This window comes from Demequina phytophila (assembly GCF_000971135.1).
In the GTDB taxonomy this organism is placed as follows: Bacteria; Actinomycetota; Actinomycetes; order Actinomycetales; family Demequinaceae; genus Demequina; species Demequina phytophila.
Map to the genome: position 1 here is coordinate 70,552 of NZ_BBLW01000007.1, position 16,321 is coordinate 86,872.

The following is a 16,321-nucleotide window of genomic DNA, read 5'->3' on the forward strand; positions in this document are numbered from 1 at the left end:
CCGTCGCGGTTCGCGCTAATCCCCGAGCGCAGGCGCTTCGCGGGCGATGGTTCCGAGCACTCCGTTGACGAACGTCGGCGAGTCGTCGGTGGAAAGGTCAGCCGCGAGAGACACAGCTTCGTCGATCGCAACGGCGGTGTCCACCTCGTCATTGCAGAGGATCTCCCACGTCGCGATGCGCAGCAGCGCACGATCGACTGCGGGCATCCGGGGTAGCGTCCAGTCTGGGGACGCATCCTGGATGATGGTGTTGATCTCGACCCACCACTGCACCACACCGCGCACGATCTGCTCGGAGTAGGGCGGCAGAGGCGTTTCGCGCCCGGAGTCGGTGACGCGGCGCTCGAGGGCCGCGAGCACGTTGTCGCCGCGCTGATCAGCCTCGAACAGAACGTCGAGTGCGCGCTTTCGGGCCTTGCTGCGGGCGCCCATCAGGCGGCACCTACGGACGCCGCGGCCCAAAGGGCCGAAAAGTGTGTGTGGTCAACAGTCATGATGTCCAAGGATACCGGCGCTCCCGGACCAGCCGCGCTCAACGACGGCAGCTAACCCTGTTCTGCGGTAGCAGGCGGCATCAGAAGTCCTTGTCGGTCAAGCTCGTCGAACACCTCGCCCGGGTAAACCCAGGCGAGCATCGATGCGCCGATGCTCGGAATCAGCGCCTCCGCGCCGTCGTAGTAGGGACGTGCGTCAGAACTGCTCGTGTAGACGACTTCAATGCCGACGGGAATGTCATCCACATCCACGACCTCTACCGGGTGATCGCCGGAATTGAATATCAGCCCATTGATGAGAGTGCCGAGGTCGGCAGACGCTCCGATGGGCACTGCAGCCGGAAGGTCCGAAAGACCGCTCACGCTTGCATCAGCAGGTCGCGAACCATCACGCACATCGATCGCGATCGAGTCGTGCGCCATCGAGAGCAGCATGAAAAGAGCCGCGACGACGGGCACAACTATCGCGCGGAAGTGCGCGACCGCAAGGACCAAGGCGGTGAGCGTGATCGTCACGCCCACGAGCAGAGGCCATTCCTGCTGCCCGCCTTCGGCAAAGGTATTGAGGTTGAGCCACGGCGACACACCTAGGATGTGCATGTCGATCCATTCGGTGTCGACCGAGATCATCGGCACCGTCAACAGCAGGAACGTGGCTGAGATCACCGTTGCCACTCCGAGGACCGTTGCGGAGAAGGCTCCCCACCGGAGCCGGACAATCACACCGAGGCCCATTGCGGCGAGGATGGTCCACAGCGGATCGCAGTACCTTCCGTAGAACCAAGCGTCGTGGCGCGGAGCCTGCATATTGAGGGCGATGGCACTCATGGTCGCCATAGCAACAACAGAGAGAACCAGGTAGGCCTCAAAGCCCGACCCTCGCCTTCCACGCGCTGCAGCGAATACAAGGCCCGCGGCCGCGATTGCCGGCCAGGCCAAACACATGTACCAGAACTCGCCTACCAACGCGCCGAGCGTCGCACCCCACGGTCGGTCGAGAAGTCCGCCAAACGTTGCGTCCACGCGATGGTCGGCGAGAAGCAATCGATCGGAAACCGCGAGGTAGACCGCGTACGAGCCGAGCGACGTCACGACTGCCGTCACGCCCGCGACCATTGACGAGCGCCAGTGATGTCGAAGCCTCATCAGACACCAGAGTCCTGCCGCGACGGCAATCGCGGTACCCCTACCGTGCGCCAGGATCACTCCGCCCACGGACAAGCCGAACACCAAGCCGCGTCCAAGCGTGGGCGACTCGGCCATGCGTGCAGCAGCTACGAGGCTCAAGGCAATGGCTGTCAGTAGGAGTGTCTCCGCGAAAAGATAGTTCGAGATAAGCGCGCGCGCAGGCGCCATCATCACGACCGCGGACACGGTCACAGCGGCGTTGCCCTTGATCCCACAACGCCGCACGAGCGCGGAGATCGGGGCGATAGCGATGACCGCAAGCGCCACCGTGATCCACACGCCGATCCGATAAACGAGCAGCGGATCGCTGGTGAACCACCATGCCGGTGCCATGAGCAGCGCAAGACCAGGCATGTAGCCCGATCCGAACAAGGCCCAGTCGGGGGACGCACCGCCGAGGACGCGAGAATTGCCGAGCATGACGATCTCGTCGAGCGCGATGATCGGATGATCGGCACCCCACGTCACCCAAACATGGGTCGCGATCGCCGCGAGAACCGCGAGGACCGGCACCCAAGTGGGCGGGTCCCAGACGAAGTCAGGTCGGCGCACGAGGAGACGGCGGCGATCTGGAGCGGCGGGGTCCGCAAGAGGCATGGGCAGGACAGACATGCGGCGACACTAGCGTCGTGCGAAGTGGGAGCTAGGACCGGCACGCCGCCCGGAGACGACCAAGCCCCCGCCGCACGGATACACGCGGCGGGGGCTTGATCGAACGAATCAGTCGTTGACGCGACCGAGGTACTCCCCGGTCGACGTGTTGACCTTGACCTTGGTGCCCTGCTCGAGGAACAGCGGCACCTGGATCTCCTTGCCGGTCTCGAGCGTGGCGGGCTTGGTGCCGCCCGACGAGCGGTCGCCCTGGAGGCCCGGCTCGGTGTACGTCACCTCGAGCACCACGGAGGCAGGCAGCTCGAGGAAGATCGGGTTGCCGTTGTTGGAGCCGATGACCGCGGACTCGTTCTCGAGCAGGAAATCCGTCGCGTCGCCCATGACGGCCGCGGACACGGGGATCTGGTCGAAGGACTGCGGGTCCATGAAGATGTACGACGTGCCGTCGAAGTACAGGTACTGCATGTCGCGGCGGTCGACGGTCTCGAACTCGACCTTGGCGCCGGCGTTGAACGTCTTGTCGACCACCTTGCCGGTGAGCACGTTCTTCAGCTTGGTGCGCACGAACGCGCCGCCCTTGCCGGGCTTCACGTGCTGGAACTCGATGACGGACCAGAGGTTGCCGTCGAGGTTGAGCACGGAGCCGTTCTTGATGTCGTTCGAAGTCGCCACAGGGGTGTCCTTACAGAAGTTTCTGGGATTAGTCCGCAGACGATTCTAGCCGACGCGCCGCGCCACGGCCTCGAGCGCCAGGCGGTAGCCCTCGACCCCGAAGCCTGCGATGGTCCCGGTAGCGACGCCGGAGATCACCGACGTGTGGCGGAACTCCTCGCGCGTGTGCGGGTTGGTGAGGTGCACCTCGACCAGCGCCAGGCTCGCGGCGGACACGAGCGCGCACGCGTCGCGCAGGGCGTACGAGTAGTGCGTGAAGGCCGCCGGGTTGAGCACCACGTGCCAGCCGGCGTCGACGGCCTCGTGCATCCAGTGGACCAGGTCGGCCTCGTCGTCGGACTGGCGGACCTCGACGTCGAGGTGCAGGTCCGCGCCCCACTGGGTCACCAGGACGGCGAGCTCGTCGTGGGTGGTGGTGCCGTACTTCTCGGGCTCGCGCGTGCCGAGCCTGCGCAGGTTAGGACCATTGACCACCAGGACGTTCATACGGACGAGCCTATCGGGGGACGATGCCCCGGTTCAGTCGGACACGGCGGCGTAAGCGCCCTGGACGAGCGCCGGGTCCGGGCCCTCGAGACGGATCGGGTTGCCGATCCCGGCGAGGATGACGAAGCGCAGGAGGTCGCCGCGGGTCTTCTTGTCGCGCTTCATCGCGGTCAGCAGCGCGTCCCAGCGGTGGCCCGGGTAGCTGATCGGCAGGCCAAGCCCGGACAGGATCGCGCGGTGGCGCTCGACCTCGTCCTCAGACAGGCGCCCGGCCAGGTGCGCGAGTTCCGCGGCGAAGACCATGCCCACGGACACGGCGGACCCGTGGCGCCACTGGTAGCGCTCGGTGTACTCGATCGCGTGCCCGAACGTGTGGCCGTAGTTGAGGATCTCGCGGAGGAACGACTCCTTGAGGTCGGCCGCCACCACGTCGGACTTCACCTGGATCGCTCGCGAGGTCAGCTCGACCAGCACGGGGCGCACCTCGTCGAGCTCACCCTCGCGCAGCGCCTCGAGGTTCGCCTCGACCAGCGCCAGGATCTGCTGATCCCTGATGAAGCCGCACTTCACCACCTCGGCCAAGCCCGCGACCAGGTCGTATCGCGGCAGCGTGTCGAGCGCGCGGACGTCGCAGAACACGGCGAGCGGCTCGTGGAACGCGCCCACCAGGTTCTTGCCCTCTGTCGTGTTGATGCCGGTCTTTCCGCCCACCGCGGCGTCGACCATCGCGAGCAGCGTGGTGGGCACCTGAATGACGCCCACACCGCGAAGCCAGGTGGCGGCCACGAACCCGGCAAGGTCGGTCACCGCTCCCCCGCCGAACCCGATCACCACATCGCTGCGGGTGAAATCGGACTTGCCGAGCACGCCCCAGCAGAACGCGAGCACCTCGGCGGATTTGCCCTCCTCCGCGTCGGGCACCTCGGCGATGACGACGGTGAGCCCACGCGCGTCGAGCAGCGCCTTGAGGTTGTCGACATGGCGCCGTAGCGGCGCGGCGGTCACCACGAGCACGCGTGCGGCCGTCTCTGGCACCGCCGCGGCGACGTCAGGAAGCAGGTTCTCCCCGACCGTCACGTCGTAGGGTGCGCTGGTGGGGACGGGGATGATGCGGTGGACGCTCATGCGCGCTCCTTCAGCTCCGCGTCGATGCGGACTGCGACGTCGGTGGGGCTGGTCTTGTCCGTGAGAATGGTGACGGTCGCGAGGCGCTCGTAGATGGGACGGCGGGCGTCCATGAGCGCAACCCACTGGGCGCGCGGGTTTCCCACGAGCAGCGGCCGGGAGGCGTTGAGGCCGACGCGCGGCGCAGCCGCGGCAAGGGAGACGTCGAGGAACACCACCGCTCCGCCCTCCGCGGCGTACGCCTCGAGCAGCGCCTGGGTCTCTGCCGCCAAAACAGCGCCACCGCCCAGGGCGAGGACGCCGTCGTGGGTGCGCAGCGCATCGTCCACGGCCTCCCGCTCGATGGAGCGGAAGGTCGCCTCGCCGTCCTCGAGGAAGACGTCGGGGATGGACTTGCCGGCGCGCTGCTCGATGTCGGTGTCGGTGTCGCGGCGCTCGACCTGCCACAGGCGCGCGAGCGCCTTGGCGACAGTGGACTTGCCCGAGCCGGGCGGGCCGATCAGGACCGCGCGGGGCGCCATCAGCTCAGGTGCTCCGGGATCTGGGCGACGTACGCGTCGATGTTGCGGCGCACCTCGGCGACCGAGTCGCCGCCGAACTTCTCCAGCAGCGAGTCGGCGAGGGTGAGGGCAACCATCGCCTGCGCGACGACGGCCGCGGGCGCGACCGCGCACACGTCGGAACGCTGGTGGATGGCCTTGGCCGCCTCGCCGGTCGCGGTGTCGATGGTGTCGAGCGCGCGCGGCACCGTGCTGATGGGCTTCATGGCGGCGCGGACGCGCATGGGCTCGCCGTTGGTCATGCCGCCCTCGACGCCGCCGGCACGGTTGGTGCGGCGCTGGACGCCGTCCTCGCCGTACTCGATCTCGTCGTGGGCCTGGGAGCCGCGGCGGGCGGCGGTGCGGAAGCCGTCGCCGACCTCGACGCCCTTGATGGCCTGGATGCCCATGAGCGCGGCCGCGAGGCGCGCGTCGAGGCGACGGTCCCAGTGGACGTGGCTGCCGAGGCCGACGGGCACGCCGTAGGCGACGACCTCGACGACGCCGCCGAGGGTGTCGCCAGCCTTCTGGCAGTCGTCGATCTCGGCGAGCATGGCGCGCGAGGTCTCGGCGTGGAAGCAGCGGATCGGGTCGGCGTCGAGCGCGGGTGTCGCGTCGGCGGGCGGGAGCGGCGCGTCCTCAGGGACCGCGACGGGGCCCACCTGGACCGTGTGCGCGACCAGGCGGATGCCGGCGGCCTGCTCGAGGAAGTTCTCCGCCACCTGGCCGAGCGCGACGCGCGCAGCGGTTTCGCGAGCGGAGGCGCGCTCGAGCACGGGTCGGGCGTCGTCGAAGCCGTACTTGGTCATGCCGACCAGGTCGGCGTGGCCCGGGCGGGGACGCGTGAGGGCGGCGGCGCGGGCGCCGGTGAGCTCCTCGGGGTCCACGGGGTCCGCGTTCATCACGGTTTCCCACTTGGGCCACTCGGTGTTACCCACCATGACGGCGACGGGACCGCCCTGGGAGACGCCGTGGCGGACGCCCCCGAGGATGGTGACCTGGTCCTGCTCGAACTGCATGCGCGCGCCGCGGCCAGCGCCCAGGCGGCGGCGGGCCAGCGCGGACTGGATCTCGCTGCTGGTGATGTTGACACCGGCGGGCAGACCCTCGAGGGTGCCGACCAGCGCGGGGCCATGGGATTCGCCTGCGGTGAGCCATCGAAGCATGGGCGTCATTCTTCCACGAGTGGACGGTCCGTCCGGATGGTGAGATGCGGAGGAGGGCCACCCTGCTGGGTGGCCCTCCTTCGTCGATGAGCTGGGTCCTAGGACGCGGGCTGCTCCTTGGCTTCCGACTTCTCCGAGAACGCGTCGTTGTCCGGGTTCGGCTTGGTCAGCTTCTCCTCGTCCACCACGGTCATGTCGGGGTTGAGGACGTAGACCGCTGCCGTGATGGTCGCGTGCACGTCACCGTCGTCCGGGTCATGCACGCCGGGGATCGGGGCGGAACCGGCGGGGCGCGCGAGCAACGAGTACTCGTAGATCTGGAACAGCTGGTCCTTCGGGTCTTGCATCGCGTCGATGAACTTGCGGATCTCCTCCGGATTGCCGACCATATCGATGGTGAACGGCACCATCTGGATGTCGCCGGCGAACGGGCCGTCGGTGACGACCGCAGTGACGGCGGGGGTCCAGCCCGTCGACGTAGTCGTGGTTGTGGCGGCCTGCGTGGCGGTCGGATCGGGCGCGTCCGTGGTGGCCGTCTCCGCCGGCGCGGTCGCCCCGACAGGGCCGGTGCTGAACAGCGCCGCCACCTGGGTCGAGACCAACCCGCTGGAATCGGCGAGCCAGCCGTCGACGGCGCTGGATTGCTGCTGCTCGAAGCTCACCAGCTCCGCCTTCGACGACTTGAGCGCGGCCCACACGCGGTTGCGCAGTCCATCGATGTCGATTGCGGAGGGCGCGTTGAGCGCGACCGCCGACTCGATCTCCGAATCCTCTGCGAGCAGTGCGGCGTACTCGTCGAGCTTCGCCGACTGCGCGTCGATCTGCGAAGTATTGGCCACGACGGCGTCCGTCTGAGCCCGCAGGTCCGACGCCTTGTCGAACTGCGGCTTGATCGCGAGGAACCACGCGAGCAATCCGATCGCGATGATGCCCAGGACGGTGAGCATCACGATGGGCGCGTAACGAGAGTTCAGCATGTCACTCCTCCGTGGTCTCAGTGCTGGCTGCGGGGCTCGGCTCGGCGCTGGCAGCAGCCTCGGTCTCGGCCGTGGCGGTCGCCTCGTTACCGTTCGCGGCGACGATGGACACCGCGTCGACGCCGGACAGCGAGCCCTCCGGAGTGAGCCGCCCGGTGAGCCTGAGGTCGGTGATGATCGCGCTGCCGCTCACCCGGTAGTACGTAGTTGCGCCGTCCTCCTCGTAGGCCTCAGAGGTGCCACGCACGTTCGCGATACCCGGGAGCGCCTCGAGCCGCTCGAGCAGCTTGGTGGCGTCGTCGAGGCTCTCGGCCCGCGCGGAGAAGGTGACGCCTCCCACGCCTCCGCCGAAGAGGTCGTCGTCGACGGTGCCGAGCGCCGTGGCGTTCGGGCCGAGGACATCGATCTGGTCGAAGCTCGTCGAGTCGTTGGCGACCGATTGGAACGCGGCGGTGAGGGCCGAGTAGCTGAGTTCGCCGTACCCCACCTGGGCGAGCGCGTACTCCTGCTGCTCCCTCGCCAGGACGTCGGTGTACACCGACGCCTTCGCGTCGCGAGCCGCGACCGAGGTCGCCTCGGTGGCGGCGGCATCGTCGAGCTCACCCTGAGCGAGCCCCGCTGCGGCAAGCGCACCCAGATAGCCGAGCACCGCCAGCGCGACGGCGCCGACGATGGCGAGGATCGCGAGTCCTCGCACGGTGTTCATCTTCTTGCGCTCGGCGATCTCCGCCGGGATCAGGTTGACGCCGGGGAGGCCGGGCGCACCGTACTTGAGAGCGGTCTCGTTCACTTCGCACTCCTCATGCCGAGGCCGACGGCCACTGCCAGCGACGACTCGCGGCCCTGCAGCTGCGTCGCATCGACCTTCTTGCCCAGGTTCATGCCGGCCAGCGGCTCGCCCAGCATGACCGGAAGGCGCGTGGCGCTAGCCAGCGACTGACCGAGGCCGCGCAGCTGGCTGCCGCCTCCGGTCAGGACCACACGCTCGACGGCGCCGCCGGGGTTGGAGCTCGCGAAGTACACGAGCGTGTTGCGCACGGCCTCGATGAGCGGGTTAAGCGAGTGCGCTGCCGCCTCGGCGAGACCACGCCGCTCGGGGTGGACGTTCATGTCCATGCCGATCTCGCGCTTCACCATCTCGGCATCTGCGCCCGCGCCCTTGAGCGCCAGCGCGATCGCCTTGGTCGCGTCGCCCGCGGCCTGCGGGATCGCACGCACCAGGCGCGGGACCCCCGACTGAGCGATGACCACGGTGGTCGTCTCCGCGCCGATGTCGACGATCGCGACATTGGAGCCGAGCATTGGCCCGCGCACCAGGTCGCGGCAGAGCCCGAACGCCGAGTGGTCGACCACGGACACGGCCAGGCCGGCCTTCTCGGTGACCTCGATGGCGTCGCGCACGAGCGCCTTGGGCGCGGCGATCAGCAGTCCGCGCAGCGTCGGACCTGACTGACTGTCGAATTCATGCGTGGGATAGAAGTCGAGGATCGCCTCGTCGGCCGCCATGGGCAGCTGGTCCTGGACCTGGAACGCGAGCGACTGTCGGATCTCAGGCATCGGTTGGGCGGGGATGTCCACCTCGCGCACCACGATGCTGGGGTGTCCCAGACCGATCGTGACCGTCTTCGTCGACGGCTTCGCCTTGGCGAACGCCTCGCGCACCACGTCCGCGAGAGCGGAAGGCTCGTGGATAGTCCGATCGCGGACCACACCCGCGGGCACCGCCACCTCGCCGAACGCGTGCAGCGTCGCCCCCTCACGCGGGTCCTTGCCCGAGCCAAGCTCGACCTCCACCACCCGAACGGACGCCGTACCGATGTCAATCGCTACAGTTCTCGCCCCCATGTTGCACCTTCCTCTCCCACCGCCCTGCCTATCGGCAGTTGGGCGGTCCTTCTCAAACTCAGATCCCGAGAATTGTCCCGAGATACCACTCTGCGATTGCCGGACCGACGAGCACTCCCGTCACCGCACCGACGCACATCCACGGACCGAATGGAATCGCGACACCTCGACCCCGCCCGCTTCGCGCCATCACCACGAGGCCCACCGCCGCTCCCCAGACGAACGCCGCGAAAGCGCCGACCACGAGCTGCGGCCACCCCAGGAATGCGAGCACCGCGCCGATGGTGGGCGCGAGCTTGACGTCACCGAATCCCATCCCCTTCGGGTAGACCACGAAGGCGATCCCGTAGAGCAGACCGAGCGCCACCGCTCCGGTGACCGCCCGGAGGGCCGGCGACCAATCCCCGGTGAACGCCGCCGGCACCAGGATCGCCAGCGACGCTGTGATGGCGAACGCCGCGGTCAACGGGTTCGGCAGCCGCCGCGTCTCGAGATCGATCGCGGAAAGAACGATCCCGAAATACACCAGAGCAAGCAGGGCGAACGTGGTGGCACCCGGTCCCGAGAACCAGGTCACGAGGCCGAACGCGACGCCGGTGCCCAACTCCACCAACGGGTATCGGCCGCTGATAGGGGCGCCGCAAGCCGCGCATCGTCCCCTCAGCCACAGCCACCCCACCACCGGGACGTTATGCCGCGCCTTGATGCGCGTACCGCACCTCGGGCACGCGCTCGGCGGCGACACGATCGACAGCCCGAGCGGTACCCGGTGGATCAGCACGTTCGCGAACGAGCCGAGCAACAGGCCGAACAGGACGGCGATCGCCGTCAGGATTCCCGTCATTCCCTATCGCTGATTCAGTTGTGAACGTCGAACCGCGCCCCGACACGCATGTTCGTCTTGTCCGCAGGCTCGGGGTCCTTGGTCTTGAGCGACGGCACAGGCATGGGATCCATCTGCAGGTTCATCCCGACCTTCATGTCCACGAACCCGGCATAGATCTGGCCCTTGAGGTCGTCGGAGCCGCTATCGGTGCCGTTCTTGGACTCGAAGGTGCAGGGCGTATAGAAGAAGCTCGCGATGTCGAAGAACTTCAACTTGTCGACGCTGATGTTCGACTTGCCCGACACACAGGTGGGCACCAGCTGCCCCTGCGAAGTCGACGTGGTCGACCACGTCACGTTCGGAGAGTCCGCGGGCACGATCAGATAGAAGAGGCGCTCCTCGTCCGCGACGGAGCTGCGCACCGTCATGAGGTTCGACGAGTTGAAGCCCTGCTTCGACACGAGCACCACGTCGGACTTGAGCACCAGGTCCGCGCTGTTGAACTGGACGGGACCCGTGCACCCCTCGAAGGAGATCAGGCGTGGACCGGTCGTGCCCGAGGGCGCCGCGCCGTTGATGATGGTCGCCGGACGTGTGCCCGTGCAATCCGAGGCGTTGGTGTACGGCTCGTACTGATAGCCGGCCGCGACCCACAGCGCGATGTCGGCGCTCGTCATCGTGACGCGTGCCATGGCCTCGCGCGGAGGCACCTGGATCTTGCCGGGGTATCCGACGGAGTCGGGGTAGACCGCCGCCGGGTAGATGGGGTTGGGCACCGAGGTGGTCGTGTTCGGCTTGAGAATCGGCGACGTCACCTTGTTCGAGATGGTTCCCGACGCGATGGCGCTGGTGCCGATCGTGTTCCCGTTGTTCGCGCCCGTGATGTTGCCGTTGCGCACCCACCCGTAGACGCCGACCTTGGATCCGTTCTCCAAGTTGAGGTTGGTGGCGGCGAGAGCGCTGCCGCGGATCTCCGAGCCATTGTTCAGCGTGATGCCGCCCTGGTAGGAGTAGGCATTGCCCCAGATCGCGCCACCATTCGTAACGGAGCTGTTGGTGAGGTAGATCCCGCCGTTGGCCAGCACCGAGCCCGAGATGTACGCACCCGAGTTGCGGATCTCGACCGCCCACTCCGGGGTCGTGTCCGCGGAGTACACATCACCATCGATCCACGCCGACGAAGAGGCGAGCTTGACCTTGCCCGAGGCCCACACGTTCGAGTAGATCTTGCACGTGTTGTCGAGGTTGACATCACCGTGCGCCGCGATCACGGAGCCCTCGATCTCCTCATTGGTCGAGCACGTGATGCCGCCATTCGAATAGATGTGGGCATCGGCCTTGTCGGGCGAGGACTCGATCAGCATGCTGCCGTTGCGGAGGGTCGTGGTCGACTCGGAGAAGATCGCCTTGTCGAGCGTCACCTCGGGCGGGGTCGGGGTGAATCGGGCGACGACCGTGCGCTCGATCGAGTCCTCCTCGAGGCCCTGGGGATCCGTCACGGCATCCGCTGTCACCGTCAGATAGCTGGTGATGTCGGTCGCGAGCGGGCAGTCGAGCGTGTACGTAGACGTGCCGCGCGTCACGACGTACTCGAGGTCGATGGCGACGGTGTCGCCGTTGATGGTGAGGTCGGCCAGGTCGCACACATTGTGAAGTTCCGCATATGTCGCACCGGCCACCATCGAATGCACTAGGTCGATCGCTGCATCGGCGCTGGCGAGAGCACGCTCCTCGGCACGATTGATGACCGTGCGCTGAGAGTTGAACATGATGACGAACGCCAGCGTGGTGGTGATGATCGCACCGACGAGCATGATGCCGAGCACCATGACCATGGCCATGCCGCTCTCGGTGCTCTCACCGGCACCCCTCGCGCGCAGTTTCCTCAACATGTCCGTTGTCCTATCCGCAGAAGATCGACGTGCCGGCCTTGGGCCGGAGCGCGACGCTTTTCTTGAACTCGACGGGCTTATGACTATTGCCGGTTTCGATCTGCATCGATATCGAGACGAGTTTCGAGACGGCGACAACGCCGTCGACCGTACCGAACGCGCGCGTACCGGACTTTGAGAAGCTGTCCCGCTTCGGGCTCCAATCCGCGGTGACGGTGTCAAGGGCGCTCGTCGCAGAGATCAGGGCCTCGTGAGTCTGAGTGTTGGTGGACAGCACCGTCCGGCGGAGCTCCCCCGTGCCCGGTGAGACGTAATAGCCCACGCACCGGGGAATCAGACTGGTTGCGCTGTCGGCGACGACGGTCTGCAGAACCAGCACAGAACCGCCGTGTCCGATAGTCGCCCATTGCGCGTTGCGGATGTCGGTCTCGATCTCCTTGAAGGCCAACTGTCCAACTTCGTTGGCATCCGCGGCACCCATAGTGTCACGCTGGACTGTGATCGTTCGAATAAGCAGAGTTGCGCCGATACCCAGCATGAGGATCAGCAGCATCATGTAGATGATGAGTTCGGCAAGGGTAAAGCCCGCTTCGTTGCGGGGTTCCGGGCGCATCATTCCTCGAACCTGACATAGATGTTGGACGAAGTCTCAACAATCGGGTTGGTGAAGTTGGGGTCCGTTGTGGTGACCGTGACGGTCACGAGGGTCAGCTTCGGATCGAGTTTGACGTCTCCGACTTGGACACAGTCATTGGCGGGGTTCTTGCCGTCCTTCACGGTTGCCGTCACCGTCAACGGAACGCCCCGACCGTCGGTCGTGGTCACCGCTGGCTCGACAACGGTCTCGAGGTTGGCACACGAACCTGCGACAGCCTGGGTGCGCGCGAGCTCGAGTCTCTGCTGGGCAAGCTCCGCAGCCGTCGCATGCGTCGAGTTCTCAGCAACGGCCCGGAACGCACTAATGAGCAGGGAAAGAATAGCGAGCATGATGATCATCAGGATGAGCATGGCGACCATGACTTCGGCCAAACCCAGGCCACGATCAGATCTCAATAGGGATCTCATGCCACACCACTTTCGAATCTAGTGGGGTTGCGGGGGCTCGGCCGAAGCGCGAGCCCCCGCAACAGTCAACTGCCAAGAACTACGCGCAGGTCGTCGCGCCCTCGAACAGCGTGCCGGTCTCGTCAATGGCGAAGTTCTTCTTGTCACCCTGCGGGTTGGAGCCCGTGATGCAGAAGCTAGCGGAGGTGATCGCCACGCTGTTGGCAACAGAAACGCCAGGCGACTCCTTGAACGACGAGATGTCGATCGTCGCAGCCGTCGGGTGGTCGACGAGCTGGCTTGCGACCTCGATCTGGGCGTTCTTCAGGTCGGACTTGACTGCCGCGTCGCGGGCCTTTGCCTGCTGGTTGAGGTACAGCGGGATCGCGACGGCAGCGAGGATACCGATGATGATGATGACGACGAGGAGTTCGACGAGGGTGAAGCCCTTGTCGTCCTTCTCCTCCATTGCCTTGCGGATGCGAGCGAGCATGATGCTCCCTCCCTTTCTGATTGTCTTCTCTAGTTGTTGATGCGAGATAACCCCTCAGAGCCATCTCATCCACCGTTCGGCGAACCGGACGGAAGCTTGTTACCCGATCAGATCGAAGACCTTGAAGATGGGCATATAGAGCGCGATCACCATGCCGCCGATCATGCCGCCGAGGAACGCAATCATGATCGGCTCGATCAGGCTCGTCAGTTGCTCGGTGGTCGACTCGACCTCCTGGTCGTAGAAATCCGCGACTTTGTCCAGCATCACGTCGAGCGCGCCCGTGTCCTCGCCCACCGCGATCATCTGCACCACCATCGGAGGAAACACGCTGTGCTGCGTGAGCGGACCTGCAAGCGAATCACCGCGTCGCACGGAGTCCTGAACCGCCTTGGTGGCGTCCTCGATGACGATGTTGCCCGATGCTTGGCCGACTATGTCGAGCGCTTGCAGGATCGGTACGCCTGAGCGAATCATCGACCCGAAGTTGCGAGTGAATCGAGCAACGGCGATCTTCTGCAGCAGAGGTCCGAACACGGGCACCTTGAGGTAAACCGGTTCGACCTTCACGCGGATCTCACGACGATGCTTGTTCTTGCGCCACCACATCGAGAACGCCACCAAACCGATGACCAGCGGAACTGTGGCAATCTTGAGAATCGACGACAGCCACACCAAGATCTGCGTCGGAAGCGGCAGCTCACCGCCGAGTCCTTCAAACATGTCGGCGAACACCGGCACGATGAACAGCAGCATCGCGGCAACGGCGAGAATCGCGATGCAAAACACGACCACCGGGTACGTCATCGCCGACTTGATCTTGCCGCGGAGCGCCACTTCCTTCTCGAAGTTCACCGCGATCGACACGAGCACCTGGTCAAGGAAACCGCCAAGCTCGCCGGCCTTGACCATGTTGATCATGATCGGGGGGAAGGTCTCCGGGTGACGCGCCAGCGCCACGGAAAACGACTTTCCAGTCTCGACGTCGGAACGAACCTCACCCAACACCTTCTGCAGCGCCTTGTTCTCAGTCTGCTCGGTGAGGATCTGCATCGCGCGTAGCAGCGACAGGCCCGCAGAGATCATGGTCGCGAGCTGGCGCGACATGATCGCGATGTCCTTGAGGCCGATCTTCTCCCCGAGGCCGGGGATCTTGATCTCGGCGTTGAGACCCTTCGCCGTTGCGTCTTCGACGTGCAGCACGGTGAACCCACGCTCGCGCAAGCGTGAAGCCACCGCCTGCGACGACGGCGCTTCCATCTCGTCGGTGCGCGTCTTCCCCTGCGCGTCACGGATCGTGTACGTGAACTTCTGGGTCGCGGACTTGGTCGCGGTTGCCATGGCTCGCTCCCCTACCGTCCGTGCCGGCCGCAGAGGCGGTTGAACTCTTCGAAGGACTGCGCCATCTCGACCGCGTTCTCGTAGTCGACCTTGCCCGACTTCACCAGCTCGGCGAGGTGGTAGTCCATGGTCTGCATGCCCTGCGACGCGCCACCCTGCATCGAGGTGAAGATCTGGTGCGTCTTGCCCTCGCGGATGAGGTTCCGGATGCCGGGGGTGGCGACCATGATCTCGACGGCGACCGCACGGCCGGGGCCGTCGGCGCGCTTGAGGAGCGTCTGGCACAGCACGCCCTGGATGGCGGCGGCCAGCTGCGTGCGCACCTGTCCCTGCTGCTCCGGCGGGAAGACGTCGATGATGCGGTCCATGGTCTGCGGCGCGGACTGCGTGTGCAGCGTCGCGAACACCAGGTGACCCGTCTCGGCGGCGGTGAGCGCCACTGAGATGGTCTCGAGGTCGCGCATCTCACCGATGAGGATGATGTCCGGGTCCTGACGCAGCACGTGCTTGAGCGCCTTGCCGAAGGACCGGGTGTCCGCGCCGACCTCGCGCTGGTTGACGATCGACTTCTTGTGACGGTGCAGGAACTCGATCGGGTCCTCGACCGTCATGATGTGCGCGGCACGCGACCGGTTCGCGAGGTCCACCAGCGACGCGAGCGTCGTGGACTTGCCCGAACCCGTCGGACCCGTGACGAGCACCAGGCCACGCGGCAGCTGCGCGAAGTTCGAGACGACCTCGGGGATGCCGAGCGCCTCGAGCGGTTTGATCTCGTAGGGGATCACGCGGAACGCGGCACCGAGAGAGTCGCGCTGGCGGTACAGGTTCACGCGGAAGCGGGACTCCCCCACCACCGAGTACGAGAAGTCGAGCTCGAGCTCCTCCTCGAACTTCTCGCGCTGCGCCTGGGTCAGGATTCCGAAGAGCGACCGGTGCAGGCTCTCCGGCGTCAGCCGCCCGAAGCCCTCGAGAGGCGTGAGACCGCCGTCAAGGCGGATCATGGGCGGCACACCCGTGGTGAGGTGAAGGTCGGAGGCCTTCGCCGCGATCATCGCCCGCAGCGCGGCGTTGATGTCGAGGTCGCCCTCCTGGCGCTGGTTGTTCGCGCCGACACGGGCGCCACCCGGGGTCACGGGCGCCGCCGGCTTCTTGGGCTCGGGCGCCTGCTTGACCTCCGGCTCGCGGACAGAGTCGTCCATCGGCATGAAGGACCGGGGACCGCCCAGGTGCTCCTGGGCGGCGGCGGCGAACGCGGCTGCCGGGTCGGACGCGCCGCCGGCGGCGACGCCCACGGGCGCGGGTGCCGGGATCGGAGGAGTCTGCGGGGCCGGCGGCTGCTGCATCGACTGCGGAGCCGATGCGCCGGGCGCCGCGGCCATCGGCCGACGCTCCTCGAGGAACGGCGCGCGGCGGGTCGCGGTCCCGCGGGAGTCGGAGTGGAGCGACGGTCCGGTCGGAAGCACGGGCGCAGCCGGAGCGGCTTGCGGAGAAAGTGCGGGGGCGGGAACACTCGGCGCACCCTGACCGTTGGAAGGAGCGGACGCGACAGGAGGAACGGACGCCGCGGCCGGCGGGACAGCAGGCTGCGCGGCGGGCGGCGGCGTGGGCCGCCAGGGCTCCC

At 66.6% G+C, this 16,321-nt stretch carries 17 protein-coding genes; all 17 read right to left on the reverse strand.

The annotated features are described in order from the left end of the window. Positions 1-15: 15 nt before the first annotated feature. The 17 genes from nusB to AOM01_RS11165 all read right to left on the reverse strand — a co-directional run bounded on the left by nusB (position 16) and on the right by AOM01_RS11165 (position 16,163). A complete protein-coding gene (gene nusB / locus AOM01_RS11085; protein ID WP_062293355.1) occupies positions 16-432 on the reverse strand; it encodes a transcription antitermination factor NusB in 417 nt (138 codons plus the stop codon). Positions 433-545: 113 nt separating this feature from the next. Beyond that, a complete protein-coding gene (locus tag AOM01_RS11090; protein ID WP_062293356.1) occupies positions 546-2,294 on the reverse strand; it encodes a glycosyltransferase family protein in 1,749 nt (582 codons plus the stop codon). 108 nt (positions 2,295-2,402) lie between these two features. Then, complete coding sequence (efp, locus tag AOM01_RS11095) at positions 2,403-2,966, reverse strand: elongation factor P (RefSeq protein ID WP_062293358.1); 564 nt, start codon at positions 2,964-2,966, stop codon at positions 2,403-2,405. A gap of 45 nt (positions 2,967-3,011) precedes the next feature. Further along, positions 3,012-3,452: a type II 3-dehydroquinate dehydratase gene (gene aroQ / locus AOM01_RS11100; protein ID WP_062293361.1), complete on the reverse strand. Its 441-nt coding sequence runs from the start codon at positions 3,450-3,452 to the stop codon at positions 3,012-3,014. 33 nt (positions 3,453-3,485) lie between these two features. Next, entirely contained in the window at positions 3,486-4,577 is a 1,092-nt protein-coding gene (gene aroB, locus AOM01_RS11105; RefSeq protein ID WP_062293364.1) for a 3-dehydroquinate synthase, read from the reverse strand. Next, the gene (locus tag AOM01_RS11110) at positions 4,574-5,098 is read right to left on the reverse strand and encodes a shikimate kinase (protein WP_062293367.1); all 525 of its coding nucleotides are present in this window, start codon (positions 5,096-5,098) and stop codon (positions 4,574-4,576) included. Before AOM01_RS11110 ends, aroB begins: the two co-directional genes overlap by 4 nt. Next, a complete protein-coding gene (gene aroC / locus AOM01_RS11115) occupies positions 5,098-6,282 on the reverse strand; it encodes a chorismate synthase (RefSeq protein WP_062293370.1) in 1,185 nt (394 codons plus the stop codon). The genes AOM01_RS11110 and aroC overlap by 1 nt, the downstream gene beginning before the upstream one ends. Positions 6,283-6,380: 98 nt before the next feature. Further along, a complete protein-coding gene (locus AOM01_RS11120; protein WP_062293372.1) occupies positions 6,381-7,259 on the reverse strand; it encodes a hypothetical protein in 879 nt (292 codons plus the stop codon). Between the two features lies 1 nt (position 7,260). Next, entirely contained in the window at positions 7,261-8,049 is a 789-nt protein-coding gene (locus AOM01_RS11125; RefSeq protein WP_062293375.1) for a hypothetical protein, read from the reverse strand. Further along, entirely contained in the window at positions 8,046-9,104 is a 1,059-nt protein-coding gene (gene pilM, locus AOM01_RS11130; RefSeq protein ID WP_082110204.1) for a type IV pilus assembly protein PilM, read from the reverse strand. The genes AOM01_RS11125 and pilM overlap by 4 nt, the downstream gene beginning before the upstream one ends. Positions 9,105-9,162: 58 nt before the next feature. After that, positions 9,163-9,948 (reverse strand): prepilin peptidase, encoded by a 786-nt coding sequence (locus AOM01_RS11135; RefSeq protein WP_156155951.1) that lies wholly within the window; start codon positions 9,946-9,948, stop codon positions 9,163-9,165. A 14-nt stretch (positions 9,949-9,962) separates the two neighbouring features. Further along, on the reverse strand, positions 9,963-11,771 hold the full coding sequence (locus AOM01_RS11140) for a hypothetical protein (protein ID WP_062293379.1): 1,809 nt from the start codon (positions 11,769-11,771) through the stop codon (positions 9,963-9,965). A 61-nt stretch (positions 11,772-11,832) separates the two neighbouring features. Beyond that, on the reverse strand, positions 11,833-12,438 hold the full coding sequence (locus AOM01_RS11145; protein ID WP_169746555.1) for a PulJ/GspJ family protein: 606 nt from the start codon (positions 12,436-12,438) through the stop codon (positions 11,833-11,835). Beyond that, complete coding sequence (locus tag AOM01_RS11150) at positions 12,435-12,887, reverse strand: prepilin-type N-terminal cleavage/methylation domain-containing protein (protein ID WP_500778324.1); 453 nt, start codon at positions 12,885-12,887, stop codon at positions 12,435-12,437. The genes AOM01_RS11145 and AOM01_RS11150 overlap by 4 nt, the downstream gene beginning before the upstream one ends. A 79-nt stretch (positions 12,888-12,966) precedes the next feature. Further along, positions 12,967-13,359, reverse strand: a complete 393-nt coding sequence (locus AOM01_RS14805) for a prepilin-type N-terminal cleavage/methylation domain-containing protein (protein WP_062293388.1) — start codon at positions 13,357-13,359, stop codon at positions 12,967-12,969. Positions 13,360-13,458: 99 nt separating this feature from the next. Further along, a complete protein-coding gene (locus AOM01_RS11160) occupies positions 13,459-14,700 on the reverse strand; it encodes a type II secretion system F family protein (protein WP_062293390.1) in 1,242 nt (413 codons plus the stop codon). 11 nt (positions 14,701-14,711) lie between these two features. Beyond that, entirely contained in the window at positions 14,712-16,163 is a 1,452-nt protein-coding gene (locus AOM01_RS11165; RefSeq protein ID WP_228374290.1) for a type IV pilus twitching motility protein PilT, read from the reverse strand. Between the last annotated feature and the right edge of the window lie 158 nt (positions 16,164-16,321).